At 62.5% G+C, this 14065-nt stretch carries 16 protein-coding genes; 12 read left to right on the top strand and 4 right to left on the bottom strand.

Features of this window, described 5'->3' with window-relative positions:
- Positions 1-6: 6 nt before the first annotated feature.
- From JET14_RS21275 to JET14_RS21265, 3 genes are all read right to left on the bottom strand, one after another.
- Positions 7-2121 (bottom strand): protein-disulfide reductase DsbD family protein, encoded by a 2115-nt coding sequence (locus JET14_RS21275; protein ID WP_018065812.1) that lies wholly within the window; start codon positions 2119-2121, stop codon positions 7-9.
- Positions 2121-2891 carry a DsbA family protein gene (locus tag JET14_RS21270; RefSeq protein WP_018065813.1) on the bottom strand — a complete coding sequence of 257 codons (771 nt, stop codon included), beginning with the start codon at positions 2889-2891 and terminating at the stop codon, positions 2121-2123. The genes JET14_RS21275 and JET14_RS21270 overlap by 1 nt, the downstream gene beginning before the upstream one ends.
- Positions 2892-3146: 255 nt before the next feature.
- A complete protein-coding gene (locus JET14_RS21265; RefSeq protein ID WP_207903861.1) occupies positions 3147-3434 on the bottom strand; it encodes a DUF2933 domain-containing protein in 288 nt (95 codons plus the stop codon).
- Positions 3435-3611: 177 nt separating this feature from the next.
- On the opposite strand from JET14_RS21265, the gene JET14_RS21260 reads away from it, so the two are divergent.
- From JET14_RS21260 to JET14_RS21230, 8 genes are all read left to right on the top strand, one after another.
- Positions 3612-4187: a L,D-transpeptidase gene (locus JET14_RS21260; protein WP_018065816.1), complete on the top strand. Its 576-nt coding sequence runs from the start codon at positions 3612-3614 to the stop codon at positions 4185-4187.
- Between the two features lie 33 nt (positions 4188-4220).
- Positions 4221-4679, top strand: coding sequence for a c-type cytochrome (locus tag JET14_RS21255; protein WP_200338215.1), 459 nt, complete (start codon positions 4221-4223; stop codon positions 4677-4679).
- A gap of 336 nt (positions 4680-5015) precedes the next feature.
- Positions 5016-5186, top strand: a complete 171-nt coding sequence (locus JET14_RS22995; RefSeq protein WP_207903860.1) for a hypothetical protein — start codon at positions 5016-5018, stop codon at positions 5184-5186.
- Positions 5164-5601, top strand: a complete 438-nt coding sequence (locus JET14_RS21250; protein ID WP_210162258.1) for a cytochrome c — start codon at positions 5164-5166, stop codon at positions 5599-5601. Before JET14_RS22995 ends, JET14_RS21250 begins: the two co-directional genes overlap by 23 nt.
- Before the next feature lies 1 nt (position 5602).
- Positions 5603-6544: a cytochrome c gene (locus JET14_RS21245; RefSeq protein ID WP_200338214.1), complete on the top strand. Its 942-nt coding sequence runs from the start codon at positions 5603-5605 to the stop codon at positions 6542-6544.
- A gap of 49 nt (positions 6545-6593) precedes the next feature.
- Complete coding sequence (locus tag JET14_RS21240) at positions 6594-7985, top strand: multicopper oxidase family protein (protein WP_200338213.1); 1392 nt, start codon at positions 6594-6596, stop codon at positions 7983-7985.
- On the top strand, positions 7982-8461 hold the full coding sequence (locus tag JET14_RS21235; RefSeq protein ID WP_200338212.1) for a c-type cytochrome: 480 nt from the start codon (positions 7982-7984) through the stop codon (positions 8459-8461). The genes JET14_RS21240 and JET14_RS21235 overlap by 4 nt, the downstream gene beginning before the upstream one ends.
- A gap of 2 nt (positions 8462-8463) precedes the next feature.
- A complete protein-coding gene (locus JET14_RS21230) occupies positions 8464-9192 on the top strand; it encodes a DsbA family protein (protein WP_018065821.1) in 729 nt (242 codons plus the stop codon).
- A gap of 75 nt (positions 9193-9267) precedes the next feature.
- On the opposite strand, the gene JET14_RS21225 is transcribed toward JET14_RS21230, so the two are convergent.
- Positions 9268-9474: a heavy-metal-associated domain-containing protein gene (locus JET14_RS21225; RefSeq protein ID WP_018065822.1), complete on the bottom strand. Its 207-nt coding sequence runs from the start codon at positions 9472-9474 to the stop codon at positions 9268-9270.
- Between the two features lie 141 nt (positions 9475-9615).
- Here JET14_RS21225 and JET14_RS21220 point away from each other — a divergent pair, with 141 nt between their 5' ends.
- The 4 genes from JET14_RS21220 (at position 9616) to JET14_RS21205 (ending at position 13963) form a co-directional block, all read left to right on the top strand.
- Positions 9616-12123, top strand: coding sequence for a heavy metal translocating P-type ATPase (locus JET14_RS21220; protein WP_018065823.1), 2508 nt, complete (start codon positions 9616-9618; stop codon positions 12121-12123).
- Positions 12124-12136: 13 nt separating this feature from the next.
- The gene (gene cueR, locus JET14_RS21215) at positions 12137-12556 is read left to right on the top strand and encodes a Cu(I)-responsive transcriptional regulator (RefSeq protein WP_018065824.1); all 420 of its coding nucleotides are present in this window, start codon (positions 12137-12139) and stop codon (positions 12554-12556) included.
- 15 nt (positions 12557-12571) lie between these two features.
- On the top strand, positions 12572-12988 hold the full coding sequence (locus JET14_RS21210) for a two pore domain potassium channel family protein (protein WP_200338211.1): 417 nt from the start codon (positions 12572-12574) through the stop codon (positions 12986-12988).
- 93 nt (positions 12989-13081) lie between these two features.
- Positions 13082-13963, top strand: coding sequence for a DUF305 domain-containing protein (locus JET14_RS21205; RefSeq protein ID WP_200338210.1), 882 nt, complete (start codon positions 13082-13084; stop codon positions 13961-13963).
- The last annotated feature ends 102 nt before the right edge of the window (positions 13964-14065 follow it).

Here is a 14065-nt window from a genome sequence, read left to right as displayed (position 1 = left end):
CGCGCCCTATCCGCCCGACGCCACCGCGCGCTCCGCCGCCTTCTCGAGCGCTGATAGAACCGCTTCGGACGACAGGAGCTCGGGCAGGACGATACCCTCGGGAGCGCCGGGTCCATAGACAGCGTTGAACGGAATACCGTAGCGGTCGAAGGTCTCCAGATAGCGCGAGATTGCCTCGTCGGGCCGGGTCCAATCGGCCTGCATCGCCGTCACGCCCGGCGCGCGAAGGGCCGTTCGAACCGGCGCGCGGTCAAGCACGAGCGCCTTGTTGGCCTTGCAGGTGAGACACCAATCGGCGGTCACATCCACGAAAACCACCTCTCCGCGCGACACGAGCTTCGGAATTTCTCGACGGTCGAATGCGGCCCAGTCCGTCGCCGGCTTGGCGTTCGGCGTGCCGGCCGCAGAAAGGAATCCCGCCAGGAAGATGGCCAACGCGCCCGTGGCCGCAGCCCCGGACAAGCGAGCACCTGCGGCCAGGCGACTGAAAGACAGAATCACGACGAGGACTGCGCTGGCTGTCAGAACCGCAAGCGCGGACGTCATGCCACCGACACCGATCAGCACCCAGAACAGCCAGCCGGCTGTGCCCGCCAATGCCAGCCCCAGCAGGATCTTCAGCCACAGCATCCAGCGGCCCGGTTTCGGCAGGCGCGAGATCGCCGCCGGAAACGCGGCAACGATGAGATAGGGCAAGGCCAGACCGATCCCCAGGGCCGTGAAGATCACCGCGATATCGAGCAGCCGCCCGGCCAGCGCAAAGGCAACAGCCGTGCCCAGGAACGGCGCCGAACAGGGTGTCGCGAGGATGGCGGCAAAGGCACCTGTCGCAAAGTCGCCGCTATAGCCTTTGCCACCGCCGGCGCGGGCGAGCCGGGTCTGCAAGGAAGACGGCAGCTCGATTTCGAATGCCCCGAAAAGGTTGGCGGAAAACACGGCCAGGACAATGAACATCACCGCCAAGAATACGGGGTTCTGGAATTGCAGCCCCCAGCCCACGGTCATCCCCAGACCGCGCGCCGCGAGGGTCAAAGCGGCGAGCGACCACATGAACGCCAGAACGCCGAGTGCGGAGACGGCAAACCCCTTGCGAATACGGCCCACGCCCTGGTCGCGGCTCTTCATCGCCGAGGACAGCTTGATGGAGAGCACCGGCAGCACGCAGGGCATGACGTTCAGGACAAGACCGCCGAGGAAGGCGATTGCGGCGATCCAGGCCAGTTCCGCCAGACCCGGCAGCACGCGGTCCAGGGCGAAGGGCGGCTGCGGTGCTGCATCGGCCAACTCCGTGAACAGGCTGGCCGCACGGTCGCCATCGGTCACGGTGATCCGCAGATCGGGCAGATCCGCGGCCGCGCTCAGAACGGGCAATCGGGCCCAGAGCAGACGGCCCCCGTCGCCCAGACGAATATCCGGCTTGCCGAATGCCGTGCCCGCGCCCAGTTCGGGAAAGACATCCGGGCCCGCGAAGGGACGCTCACTGTGTGCGACCAGCGTCAGGGCGGTCATGTCCGGGTCGAGATAGGCCGACTGGATCGAGATACCGCTCTCAGCCCCCTCCTCCGGCACCTTTTCGGCATAGGCCGAGATGAGCGCCGCCGCATCCGCGTCGATTCCGCTGGCTCGTGGCAGCGACAGGGTCAGTGTGAACTCCTGCGGGACGCAAACGGTCGAGCAGGTCAGAAGCGTGACATTGGCGTTCAATCGCACCGGCGCGCCGGGGTCGGACAATGCGATACGCAGCGGAAATACGACCTCGTCGTGATATCCGAAATTCTCGATCCCGAAGGCCGTGAACCGTTCCGGGGCGGGCCAGAGCAATTCGACCTCTTCCACATTCTCCGATCCCGCCCAGTCGATCGAGGGCGGGATGCCGACCTCGCCCGGGGACCGCCAATAGGTCTTCCAGCCCTCGCCCAACTCCAGATGCAGCCCGGCGGACAGGGACGTCGCGTTCGGGCCGACTCCGTTTTCGGCTGCGATCAGACGCGCCTCGAGAGCCGGGTTGGAAAAGCTCCCGGATTCGGCGGCGTTCGACATACTGGCCAGCCCCGCGCCGAGAAAACCGAGGCAGACCAGCAGAATCAGCTTTGCGACGAAAAGCCGCGAGAATTTGTTCATCACGCTGTCTGACACTGGGACGTCCAATCTTCCTCGATTTCCATCTCGGCAACACGCAGAATGGTCTTCTCATCGATCTGGCCCTGGATGATCGTTCGCCCGATTATCAGGGCGGGCGTTCCAAAAATGCCGAATACCCGTGCGAGAGCAGCACTGTTTTCCAATTCTTCGGTAACAGGGGCGCTTCGCATGTCGGTAATCAGACGTTGGTGATCGACACCGATGTCTCGCGCCAAAGCCTGTAAATATTCCGGTGTCGCCACAAACGAGGATTTCATGAGCCGTTCATGAAATGCGACATAGGCACCCTGGCGTTTCGCCGCCAGCGCCGCCTTGGCCGCGACCTCCGACGATTGCCCGAGAAGCGGCAATTCGTGCCAGATGGCACGCAGGTTGCTGTCGGGACGTGCATCGAGCGCCGCAAGCGTCCTGGTCTGAACACGGCAATAAGGGCAATAATACTCTGTAAAAAACGCCACCGGAACGCGCTGTGTTGCAGACAGGTCATCGCCGTAGAGCGCACCGCAGATATCTGCCCTGACCCGCGCTTCGGCATCCGCCAGACTATCCGGACCCATGGCGTTCATTCCGATGAAGAGATCGAAGCCGCTCGAGCTTTCGCTGGCGGACAGCCTGCGAAAGCCCCGCGGGTATTGAACGTCCTCGAAGTTGAGTTCGGTCGAACCGAGTTCCGGAAAATACCAAAACCCGGCGTAGGCGGCCGCAACAGTCGCAAGAACTGCCAATGTATTCCGCCGTCCTTCAATCATATCCCGTCACCTTCACAACTATTCCAAAGCGAAGGCGAAGCCCTCCCTGCCGTCCCGACATTCAAGCACTGCCAGCCCACTGCCCGTTATTTCCTTTACCTCACAACCTGCAGGCAGGTCGGCCACCTGACCGCTCGAAGAGAGCCGGACATCACCGCTTCGCTCGCATTGCGCGATGGTCTGGGCGCAGGCGCCAAGTAAGAGCATCGCCCAAAGCGGCAGAAGACGGCGAACGATACCCAATCTCACCCCGGCCTAATTGGCGGCTACTTTTTGATCCACCTGGATCGCAACATCATCGGTCCGCTCGCTCTTCGTATCATGGCATGATTTTCCCATCATCTGATGCATGATCAAATGTGCGGCGACGCACAAAAGCAGAGGTGCGAAGACGTAGAGCCCGGAGGTCAATCCGCCCGCAAGTCCCCCCGTCATCACGAACGCTGCGATTGGAAGCAGCATTACCGCGCAGCAGGCCCACATGGCGTATTTCATCACCGGCATCGTGCTCGATTTCTCAACAGGAGTTTCAGATTCATTCATTTTCGTTGCATCTCCAAGCATACAGGAGATGGGCTAAAGCCTTCCTGCGCCGGAAGGTCAACGATACAAACCGATACAAAAATCACGGTCTTGTCAGGGGGCATCTGCTTGACCTTCCGGTGCTGGAAGGTGGTTTATCCCGCTAAAACAGGCAAGAAATAGATGTGAGAGCAGGTTATGATAAAAAATGGCGAAAAGCCCCTCAACCGGCGCGGATTTCTGGCGGCGGGTGCCAGCGGTGTTATCGCGCTGGCGACCCCAACACTCCTTCGGGCGGAGGAAGCGTCCGTGGTGAGGCGCAACATGTCTTCCTTCCGGCTACACGCTTGGCAGGATCACTTCGACAGCCTTGGCAAAGGCATCCTGCTCTCGGACACGAACACCAGGGTGCTCCAGCATTGGACTGCCGATGGGGAGATGCGTATCTATCCCACCTCGGTGCCGTTGTCCGACGAGCTGACACGCCGCGGTTATACCGAAGTGGTCTTCAAGGATGAGGCCCCCGATTGGGCGCCGACACCCTCGATGATCGAGCGCGATCCGACGCTGCCGCGCTATGTGGCGCCCGGGCCGGACAATCCGCTGGGTATTCGTGCCATGCACCTGAGTTGGCAGTACTATCGCATTCACGGCACCAACGACACGCGCAAGATCGGTCGCAAATCGTCGAATGGCTGTATCGGCCTTTATAACGAACAAATTGTCGGGGTTTTCGACAGATCGCCGGTTGGTACACAGGTCAAACTTATTTGACCGAAGCATTCGGTTGCGAGGGGCAAGAAAAGTATGAACAAGACATTGCTGGCGATCGTCGCCTTCTTTCTCGTCGGGGGGGTTGCGGTCTACTGGAATGCGACGCAACGGGCGACGCAAGGCACGGGCCATTCGATGATTCCGCCCGATACCAGCACCCTGGCCGAGGGCGCACCGATCGTCGAGGTGGCGCTTCCCGCCGAACTGTCGGCGGACGCGCAGATCGGAAAGCGGGCGTTCGACGCCAAATGCGCCGAGTGTCATGGTGCGAATGCGGCGGGCCAGAACGGCGTCGCCCCACCGCTTGTACACAAGACCTATGAGCCAAACCATCACTCCGACATGGCATTCGTCCTCGCGGCAAAAAACGGCGTCCGTGCGCATCACTGGAACTTCGGCAACATGCCGGCGGTGGAGGGTGTGACCGATGGCGACGTGAAAATGATCACGCGTTACATTCGTGAGCTTCAGAAGGAAAACGGCATCTTTTGAACGAAAGACGCAAAATCGAACCTGTCGGCTTGCTACGCGCGATGATTCTCTGCGCGCTTTTCGCATTCGGCTTGACCCCTCAGGGCGCTGAAGCCCATTCTTCTGCTCCCGCCGCGACAAGCTCAACGCACGCCGTGGTCGACGATGATCATGGCGAAGATCATACTGTCATCCAGGAGGCATTCGGACATTGCCATCCGGGAATTGACTGCGCACTTGCGGCGATCACGGTGGATTCAGAGCGCGCACACCCCGTCAGGCGTGCCGCGACCACGAAGGTCCGGCCTCCTCACGTGATCGGACCCGTCTCGAAATCAGGATTTGAAGGACAATGACATGAAACCTACAGGGATTATCACTTCCGCCGTGCTTGTCGGCGTGGCATCGGCGGCGCTCGCCCATAGCGGCGCGACCGGTATCGTGAAGGAGCGCATGGACGCGATGTCGGCAATGGGCAAGGCCGTGAAACACGGTCGCCCCGATGATGAGCGGCGAGACGGGGTATGATGCTGATACCGTGCGGCACGCTGCGGAAACCATCGGCATGCACGCTGGCGATGCCATGACCCGTCTGTTCCCGGACGGCAGCGCAGGCATGCCATCGGTCGCGAAAGACGCCATATGGAACGATTGGGAGAGCTTTGCAGGCCTGGCCGAGGAGTTGCACAGATACGCCGAAGGCCTGGCTCTTGCCGCTGACAACGCACCCGCAAGTCAGTCGGACACCAAGTCGAATACAAGCGCCATGATGGGCGGCTCCGACATGATGGGAGCCAACTCGATGATGGGCAGTGGTGACATGATGGCCGATGACACGATGGGGCGCGAAGAACTGGCCGAGATGCCCGCCAACGCGGTTTTCGCGAAGGTCAGCGACACCTGTTCGTCCTGTCACACCCGCTTCCGCGCGAAGGTGAAATGACATGAGGCGGGTTCTTGCAGGTGTTGCCGTCCTTGCCCTTTCCGGCACGGCGGCAATCGCGGCGTTGGTGGTTTGGCCGATTGGCCGACCGCCCGCCGAGATCGAGTTGACCGGCGATGTCCAGCGCGGTGCCTATCTGGCGCGCGCGAGCGGTTGCATCGCCTGTCACACGAATTTCGAGGATGGCGGCGCTCCGCTGGCGGGCGGTGCCCCGCTCGAAACCCCGTTTGGCGTCTTCTACCCGCCGAACATAACCACCGATCCCGAGCACGGCATCGGAGACTGGAGCCTGTCTGACTTCGCGATGACTGTCAGGCAGGGCGTTTCGCCCGATGGCGAGCCCTTGTTTCCGGCATTCACCTATCCGTTCTATGCGGATTTTTCCGATCAGGACGTCGCCGATATGTGGGCAGCATTCCAGACCGTCGCACCGGTAACCAACCCCGCACCACCGCACGATGTCGGTTTCCCGTTCAACCAACGCTGGGGCCTGAAACTATGGCGTGCGCTTTTCATGCATGATCCGCAGACCGAACCGGTGGAAGGAAAGAGCGTCGACTGGAACCGCGGCCGGCAACTCGTGCGCGGCGCCGCCCATTGCGGGGCCTGTCACACCGGTCGGAACCTCGCGGGCGGCCGGATGCCAGATGCCGTTTTTGCCGGCAACGACGACCTGCCCGGTGGAAACAAGGCACCATCAATCCTGTCCGACGATCTGGCAGATCGCGGATGGACCGTCGCCAATCTGTCATATGCTCTGCAAAGTGGTGTTACCCCGTCAGGAGACGTGTTCGGCGGCAGCATGGGTGAGGTTGTCCAGAACGGAACGCGGTTCCTCTCAAAGTCCGATTTGAAAGCGATGGCGATCTATCTTCTCGACAGCGATGTACCGGAAGGCAGGGCTTTGGCGGGGAGGCCGAGTATCGGCAAAACCATCGATTGACACGGGCGGGGCGGCGTATCGCCCCGCACATTTCAAGGACACGGAAAAGATGACGACACGGCGAGAATTTCTTGAGCAGGGCGCGGCGACGATTGCGGCTCTGGCCGTTCCGGCCCTGGCGCGTGCTGCAACGCCACGCTTTGCCGAACTCAAGGCCCGGCCCGCGCGCGTCCAACTTGCACCCCCAACCTATCCCAAGACTGAAATCTGGGGCTATGACGGCGCGATGCCGGGACCCGAGTTGCGGATGGCTCAAGGCGCCCGCATCCAGAGATCGTTCCTGAACGAACTGCCGCAGGCAAGTTCGGTTCATTGGCACGGGATCCGCATCGACAACGCGATGGACGGGGTTCCCGGGCTGACGCAGCCAGCTGTCGAACCGGGACAGGGTTTCGACTATGATTTCGTGGTGCCGGACGCCGGCACCTACTGGTATCACGCGCACAACCGGTCAACCGAGCAGGTCGCGCGCGGACTCTATGGTGCGCTGATCGTGGAAGAGCCCGAGGCGCCGGATATCGACCGCGAGGAGGTATTGATCCTCGACGACTGGCTTCTCGATCCCGAAACGGCACAGATCGACCCCGACTTCACGTCACGCCATGATCGCAGCCATGCCGGGCGGCGCGGCAACTTCATCGCCACCAACGGGCGCTTTGATCTGTCGCTGGACGTGAAGCAGAACGAACGCCTGCGGCTGCGGCTGATCAATGCCGCCAACGCCCGGATATTCGTTCTTTCGATTTTCGGGATGGAAGGCTGGACCGTGGCCCTTGATGGCATGCCGCTGTCCGAGCCCAAGCCAGTAAGTGAGGTGCTGATCATTGGGCCGGGCCAGCGCGCCGATCTGATCGTGGACGTCACAGCGGCGTCGGGCGAGACAGCGCATCTTGTGCGCGTCGAGGATCAGGAGGGCGTCTCACAGGTGGCGTTTCCGGTATCGGGCCGCGCGGCGGCGGCGCGGCGCGGGTCGCCACATCCCCTGCCCCCGAACCCACGCATGGACATATCCGGCATGGAAAAAGCGGTAACGGCGCGGCTCAATATGCAGGGCGGGGCAATGGGCACACTCGATGCCGCCACCCTCGACGGCGAACGCAAGAGCTTTCGCCAGTTGGTCGAGGCAAACCAGTTCTGGTCCTTCAACGGGACGATCGGGATGACCGACACCCCGCTCGTGAGCGTGCCCGTGGGTGAGACGATCAAGCTGGAAATCTACAACGACACGTCCTTCCCCCATGCAATGCACCTGCACGGGATGCATTTCCGCGAGGTGACCAAGGACGCGGCCCTTGGTCCCTTCCGCGATACGCTGCTGATGCTCGGCGGCGAGACCCGGACCATTGCCTTTGTCGCCGACAACCCGGGAAAATGGCTGTTTCACTGTCATATGCTGAGCCATGCGGCTTCGGGCATGATGACGTGGCTCGAGGTGACATGATGCGGAAATACCTGATCCTGACCGTCATTCTGGTGTCCGGTGCGGCAGCACGTGCCTGGCTCATGACGCAGGCCGGCACCCAAACCAGTGCTGCTCCGGAAGACTTCGATCTGGCGCAGGGCGAGGACCTCTACCAGGGCTACTGCGCCTCCTGCCACGGCGCGAATCTCGAGGGTCAGCCCGACTGGCATTCACCGGGCCCGGCTGGCGTGTTGCCCGCCCCACCGCATGACGAAACGGGTCATACATGGCACCATTCTGACAGCGTGCTCTTCGACTACACCAAGCTCGGCGGCAAGGCGGCCCTCGCCGCACAGGGCGTCGATTTTGAAAGCGGCATGCCCGGTTTCGGCGACCAACTGACCGACGATCAGATCTGGAATATCCTCGCCTATATCAAATCCACATGGCCGGATCGGCAACGGCAGATTCAGGCCGAACGCAGCGCCGCCGAAGCCCAGAGAGAAGGAAATTGACAATGCACCCGATGAAAACCACAGCCCTGGCGCTTGGTCTGGCTATCGCGCCGATTGCCGGCTTCGCGCAAGATCTGAGCGATGCTCGGATCAAGGAACTGGCGCTGGAAGCGATCCGGGAAAACCCGCAGATCATCATGGAAGCCGTGCAGTTGCTCGAACAGCAGCAGGCGGCTACGCAGGCAGACGCAGCTGCCGACGTTCTGAAGAACCAGCGCCAGTCGCTCGAACATGATCCGAACGCGCCGGTCCTCGGAAATCCCGACGGCGATGTCACGGTCGTGGAATTCTTCGACTACAACTGTCCCTACTGCAGACGGGCCATGTCCGAGGTTCAGGGGCTGCTCGATGCCGACCAGGATGTCCGGCTCGTCTATCGCGAATGGCCCATTCTCAGCGAAGGGTCTGTCTTCGCGGCCAAAGCCGCCCTGGCCGCGAGGGAACAGGACAAATACGAGGAGTTTCACTGGGCGCTGATGGGTATGGAAGAACGTGCCGAGGAAGCATCGGTCATGCGCCTGGCCGAGGAGATCGGGCTCGACGTCAAACGACTTCGTACCGATATGGACGAACCCGAAGTGCAGGAGCATATCGACGAGTCGATGCGCCTGTCCCAGGCGCTCGGCTTTAACGGAACACCGTCTTTCGTGATCGGAGACGACCTCGTGCCCGGCTTTGTCGAACAGGATCAACTGGAGGCTCTGGTCGACAAGACACGGGAAAGCGACTGATCTCGCTCGCCAGATCAGATGTTGGAATGGCGCCGGACCCGCCGGCGCCATTTTTCGTATCAGGTCGCTTTCGTATCAGGTCGCTGCCGGTGTTTTTGCATCATAGCCGGCATCGCGAATTGCTTCGGACACGGCCCGCTCGCTTAGAAAGCTCTCCACCTCGACAATATGCGCCCCAAGGTCACAGGAAACCCTGGCGGTTGGATCAATTGCCTTGATCGCCTTCTCGATTGCAGCGGTGCAGTGCCCGCAGCTCATGTCCGGTACGCTCAATCTGGTCATGCCTATCTCCTTCGAATTCCAGTTCAGGTGAGGTCTTCCACCGCAGGAAGGTCAAGGACGGAATGGAATATTTTTGAACCCTATTGACCTTCCATCAGGTGGAACCCCTATCTTTCGGACAAATCCAGACAGGAGTCCGCCATGCCCGATTCGCAAACCCTTCGGCTTTCCGTGCAGAACATGTCTTGCGCTTCATGTATCGGACGGGTCGAGCGGACCCTGTCCGCGCTGCCGGGCGTCGATGACGTCCATGTGAACCTCGCCAATGAGACCGCGCAGGCGCAGATCGATGCGCCCGAGCGGATCTCCGACGTCATGACAGCGCTGGATGAGGCGGGTTATCCGGCACGGACCCAGGATGTGCGTCTGAACGTGGCGTCGATGTCCTGCGCCTCCTGCGTGGGGCGCGTGGACAAGGCGCTGGCGGCGGTACCCGGTGTGCTGGAGGTCAACGTCAACCTCGCCTCGGAAACCGCGACCGTGACCTATGCCGAAGGGGCGGTGGAGCTTGCGGATTTGCTGAAGGCGGCCGAGGACGCAGGCTACCCTGCGGAGCCCGCAGAGGACACCGCCTCGGAGGATCGCAGCGCCCGCAAGGACAGCGAGGCCAAGGCGATGGCGCGAAAAACCGCGCTGGCCGCCGCCTTTGCCCTTCCCGTCTTCCTTCTGGAAATGGGCGCACATGTCGTGCCGGGTGCGCATGACCTGATCGGGCGCACCATCGGCCATCAGACAAGCTGGATGATCCAGTTCGTGCTGACCACCATCGTGCTGGCCTGGCCGGGGCGTGCCTTCTACACCAGGGGCTTCCCGGCGCTCTTCAAGGGCGCGCCGGACATGAACAGCCTCGTCGCGGTCGGCACCTCGGCGGCCTATCTCTTTTCGCTGGTGGCCCTCTTCGCGCCCGCACTGCTGCCCGAAGGCTCGCGCGCCGTCTATTTCGAGGCGGCGGCGGTGATCGTGGTGCTGATCCTGCTGGGCCGCTGGATGGAGGCGCGCGCCAAGGGCCGCACCGGCGCCGCGATCCAGAAACTGCTGGGGCTTCAGGCGCGCACCGCGCGGGTTCTCGTTGACGGTGAGGCGCAGGACGTGGCGATCGAGAGGATCCGCGCGGGCGACATCCTCGTCGTGCGTCCCGGCGAGCGGATTGCAGTGGACGGAGAAGTGACCGACGGCAGCGCCCATGTCGATGAAAGCATGATTACCGGCGAGCCGGTGCCGGTGGCCAAGGGCACCGGCGATCCGGTCACGGGCGGCACGGTCAATGGCACCGGCGCCTTCCAGTTCCGCGCCACGCGCGTCGGCGCCGATACCACGCTGGCGCAGATCATCCGCATGGTCGAACAGGCGCAGGGCGCCAAGCTGCCGATCCAGGGCATGGTCGACCGGATCACGCTGTGGTTCGTGCCTGCGGTGATGGCCTTCGCGGCGCTGACGGTTCTGGTCTGGCTGGTCGTCGGCCCCTCGCCCGCGCTGTCCTATGCGCTGGTGGCCGGGGTGTCGGTGCTGATCATCGCCTGCCCCTGCGCGATGGGTCTGGCCACGCCGACCTCGATCATGGTCGGCACCGGACGGGCCGCCGAGATGGGCGTGCTGTTTCGGAAGGGAGACGCGCTGCAGCAATTGTCCGGCATCGGCGTCGTGGCCGTCGACAAGACCGGCACCGTCACCGAAGGCCGTCCGGAGCTGACCGACATGGTGCTGTCGGGCGGGTTCGTCCGGACCGAAGTTCTGGCACTGGTCGCTGCGGTCGAGGCGCAGTCGGAACATCCCATTGCCGATGCCATCGTCCGCGCGGCCCGGGCCGAAAACGTGGCGCGGCATGAGGTGGAGAGCTTCGAGTCGATTACCGGCCACGGCGTCCGCGCGCATGTCGCCGGGCGCGATGTCCTGGTCGGGGCCGACCGGCTGATGACCCGCGAAGGGTTGGAACTTGGTGCCCTCGCCGAGGCGGAAACGCGCCTCGCCGAACAGGGGCGCACCGCGCTCTTTGCCGCCATCGACGGGCGGGTGGCCGCGGTGATCGCGGTGGCTGACCCGGTGAAGCCTTCCAGCGCGGCGGCCATCGGTGCGCTGCACGATCTGGGACTGAAGATCGCCATGATCACCGGCGACAAGCGCGAGACGGCGGAGGCGATTGCAAGGGAAACCGGTATCGACCAGGTGATCGCGGGCGTTCTGCCCGATGGCAAGGTCGCGGCGCTGGACGATCTGCGGAAAGGCGGGCGGCAGGTGGCCTTCGTCGGCGACGGCATCAACGACGCGCCGGCGCTTGCGCATGCGGATGTGGGCATCGCCATCGGCACCGGAACCGATGTGGCGATTGAGTCGGCCGATGTGGTGCTGATGTCGGGCGATCTGCGCGGCGTGGTGAATGCCTATCAGGTGTCCACCCGCACCATGCGCAATATCCGCCAGAACCTGTTCTGGGCCTTTGGCTATAACGTGGCGCTGATCCCGGTGGCGGCGGGTGTGCTCTATCCACTGTTCGGCCTGTTGCTGTCGCCGGTTCTGGCCGCGGGCGCGATGGCGCTGTCCTCGGTCTTCGTGCTGACCAACGCGCTCAGGCTCCGCCGTGTGTCCCCCGCAATGGACGAGACGAGGTCGGTCCGCCCGGCCGCCAACCTTTACCCCGCCCCTGCCGAATAAGGAGGATTTTGAGATGAACATCGGAGATGTCGCGGAACGCTCCGGCCTGCCGGCCAAGACAATCCGCTATTACGAGGATATCGGGCTGGTCAAGCCGCTGCGCAGCGCCAACGGCTATCGCAGCTTTCGCGACCGCGACGTGCACAAGCTGGCATTCCTCGGGCGCGCCCGCGCGCTCGGCTTCAGCATCGAGGATTGCCGCAATCTCCTGAAGCTCTACGAGGACGACGACCGCACCAGCTCCGAGGTCAAACAGATCGCCGAAGTGCAGCTTGATCGGATTGACCGGAAGATCGCGGAGTTGACGGAGATGCGCGCGACGCTTGCGCATCTCGTCGATGCCTGCGCCGGAGACCACCGGCCCGACTGCCCTATCCTGGCCGATCTTGCAGCGAAAGAGGAAGAAATCGCTCTGCTGAATGAAGCCGGTTAAGAGGGACAGTCGCGTATGACACTGGCTGCAGGGCTGGCCATCATTCTTTTCGGATTGTGCGGCGGCCTGCATGCGCGTGCGATGGCATTCGCCATGCACCTTACCGACCGGAAGCACATCACCGGCACAGGTGCACTGTTGATCGCCCTTTACGTCCTGGCGGCCGCGCATATTGCCGAGGCAGGGCTCTACGCGGTCGGCTTCTTTATCGGCCAATCGACGGGCATTGGCGGTTTTGCGCAATCTGACGTGAACTCGTTCATGGATGTGTTCTATTTCTCAGTGGTGAATTATTCTTCCCTTGGGCTGGGCGACATCTATCCGACAGGTCATCTGCGCTTTCCGGCGGGGATTGAGGCGCTGAACGGTTTCTTGCTGATCAGCTGTTCGGCTTCGACCATCTTTCTGGTCACGACCAGACGCCATTCCTGACGCCTGCCGCATATCTGGACTTTCCAAAGCTTGGGAACCCTCCAGCGCTGGAAGGTCGTTACCTTGTTTTAACGCGAATCTGAAAGGTCACTCATGTCATATTGGAGATTTGCCGCAATGATCGCGACCTCGACGGTCGTGATGTTCATTCTGATGTATCTCAATACCTACCTCTGGGCGCATGTCTTCTGGTCGGAGACGCGAGCCTACATGGCGGTCCTGATGGGCGCGACAATGGCCTTCATCATGCTCGGATTCATGTTGTCGATGTATTCCAGCAAGGCGATCAATGCCGCGATCTTCGCGGGCGCGGTCCTTGCCTTCGCCGCCTCGCTCTGGCTGGTGCGCAGCCAGGTGACGGTGGGCGATACCAGCTTCATGCGCGCGATGATCCCGCATCATTCCATCGCCATCATGACGTCGAGCCGGGCCAATATCGAGGATGTCCGCGTGCGCAAGCTGGCCGATGAAATCGTCTATGCCCAGGACAAGGAAATCGCCGAGATGCGTTATCTCGTCGACGAGATCGAGGCGTCGGGCGTGGTGTCGGGATCGCAAGAAGCACCCGCCGGGGACGTGATGAACCTGGAGCAGGCGCTTTCCACGGCCAATATCGCGGTTCTCGATCCAGGGTTCATGACGGAAGCGGACATCGCCCGCCTGTTCCCCGATGGCCCCATCTGCACCTTCGCCTATACCTCGGACAGTCCCGCGGTTCTGGCGATCGGTTCGGTTGGCGACGGGATGGCCGGCCTGGTGAAACTCAGCGGCGATCTGGTGCGCCTCGACGTTTCCTCGGACGGCGACATCGCGACCGGCGCCGCGCCGCGCGCCGACGGCCTTGCCATGCATGTAAGCGCACCGGGTGGCGGTGCCCTGAACGCGGGCGGAACCATGCAGGAAGCCGACCTGACGCTGGAGCTGGACGCGGGCCTGACCGCCGGCTTCCGCGGCTTCTACCGTTGTGCGGCGTGAGCGTTGCTTCGGGTTGGCGCAGGCAGGCGCGATTGCAGCAGGATATGATCCTTCGCGAAAAGGGTGGTAAAGCGTCGGGAAAAACGCCGCATGGGATGTGAA

Origin of the sequence: Martelella lutilitoris (assembly GCF_016598595.1) — a bacterium.
Taxonomy (GTDB): domain Bacteria; phylum Pseudomonadota; class Alphaproteobacteria; order Rhizobiales; family Rhizobiaceae; genus Martelella; species Martelella lutilitoris_A.
Note: the sequence above shows the minus strand (reverse complement) of the source record. Positions and strands in the feature narration are given on the sequence as shown.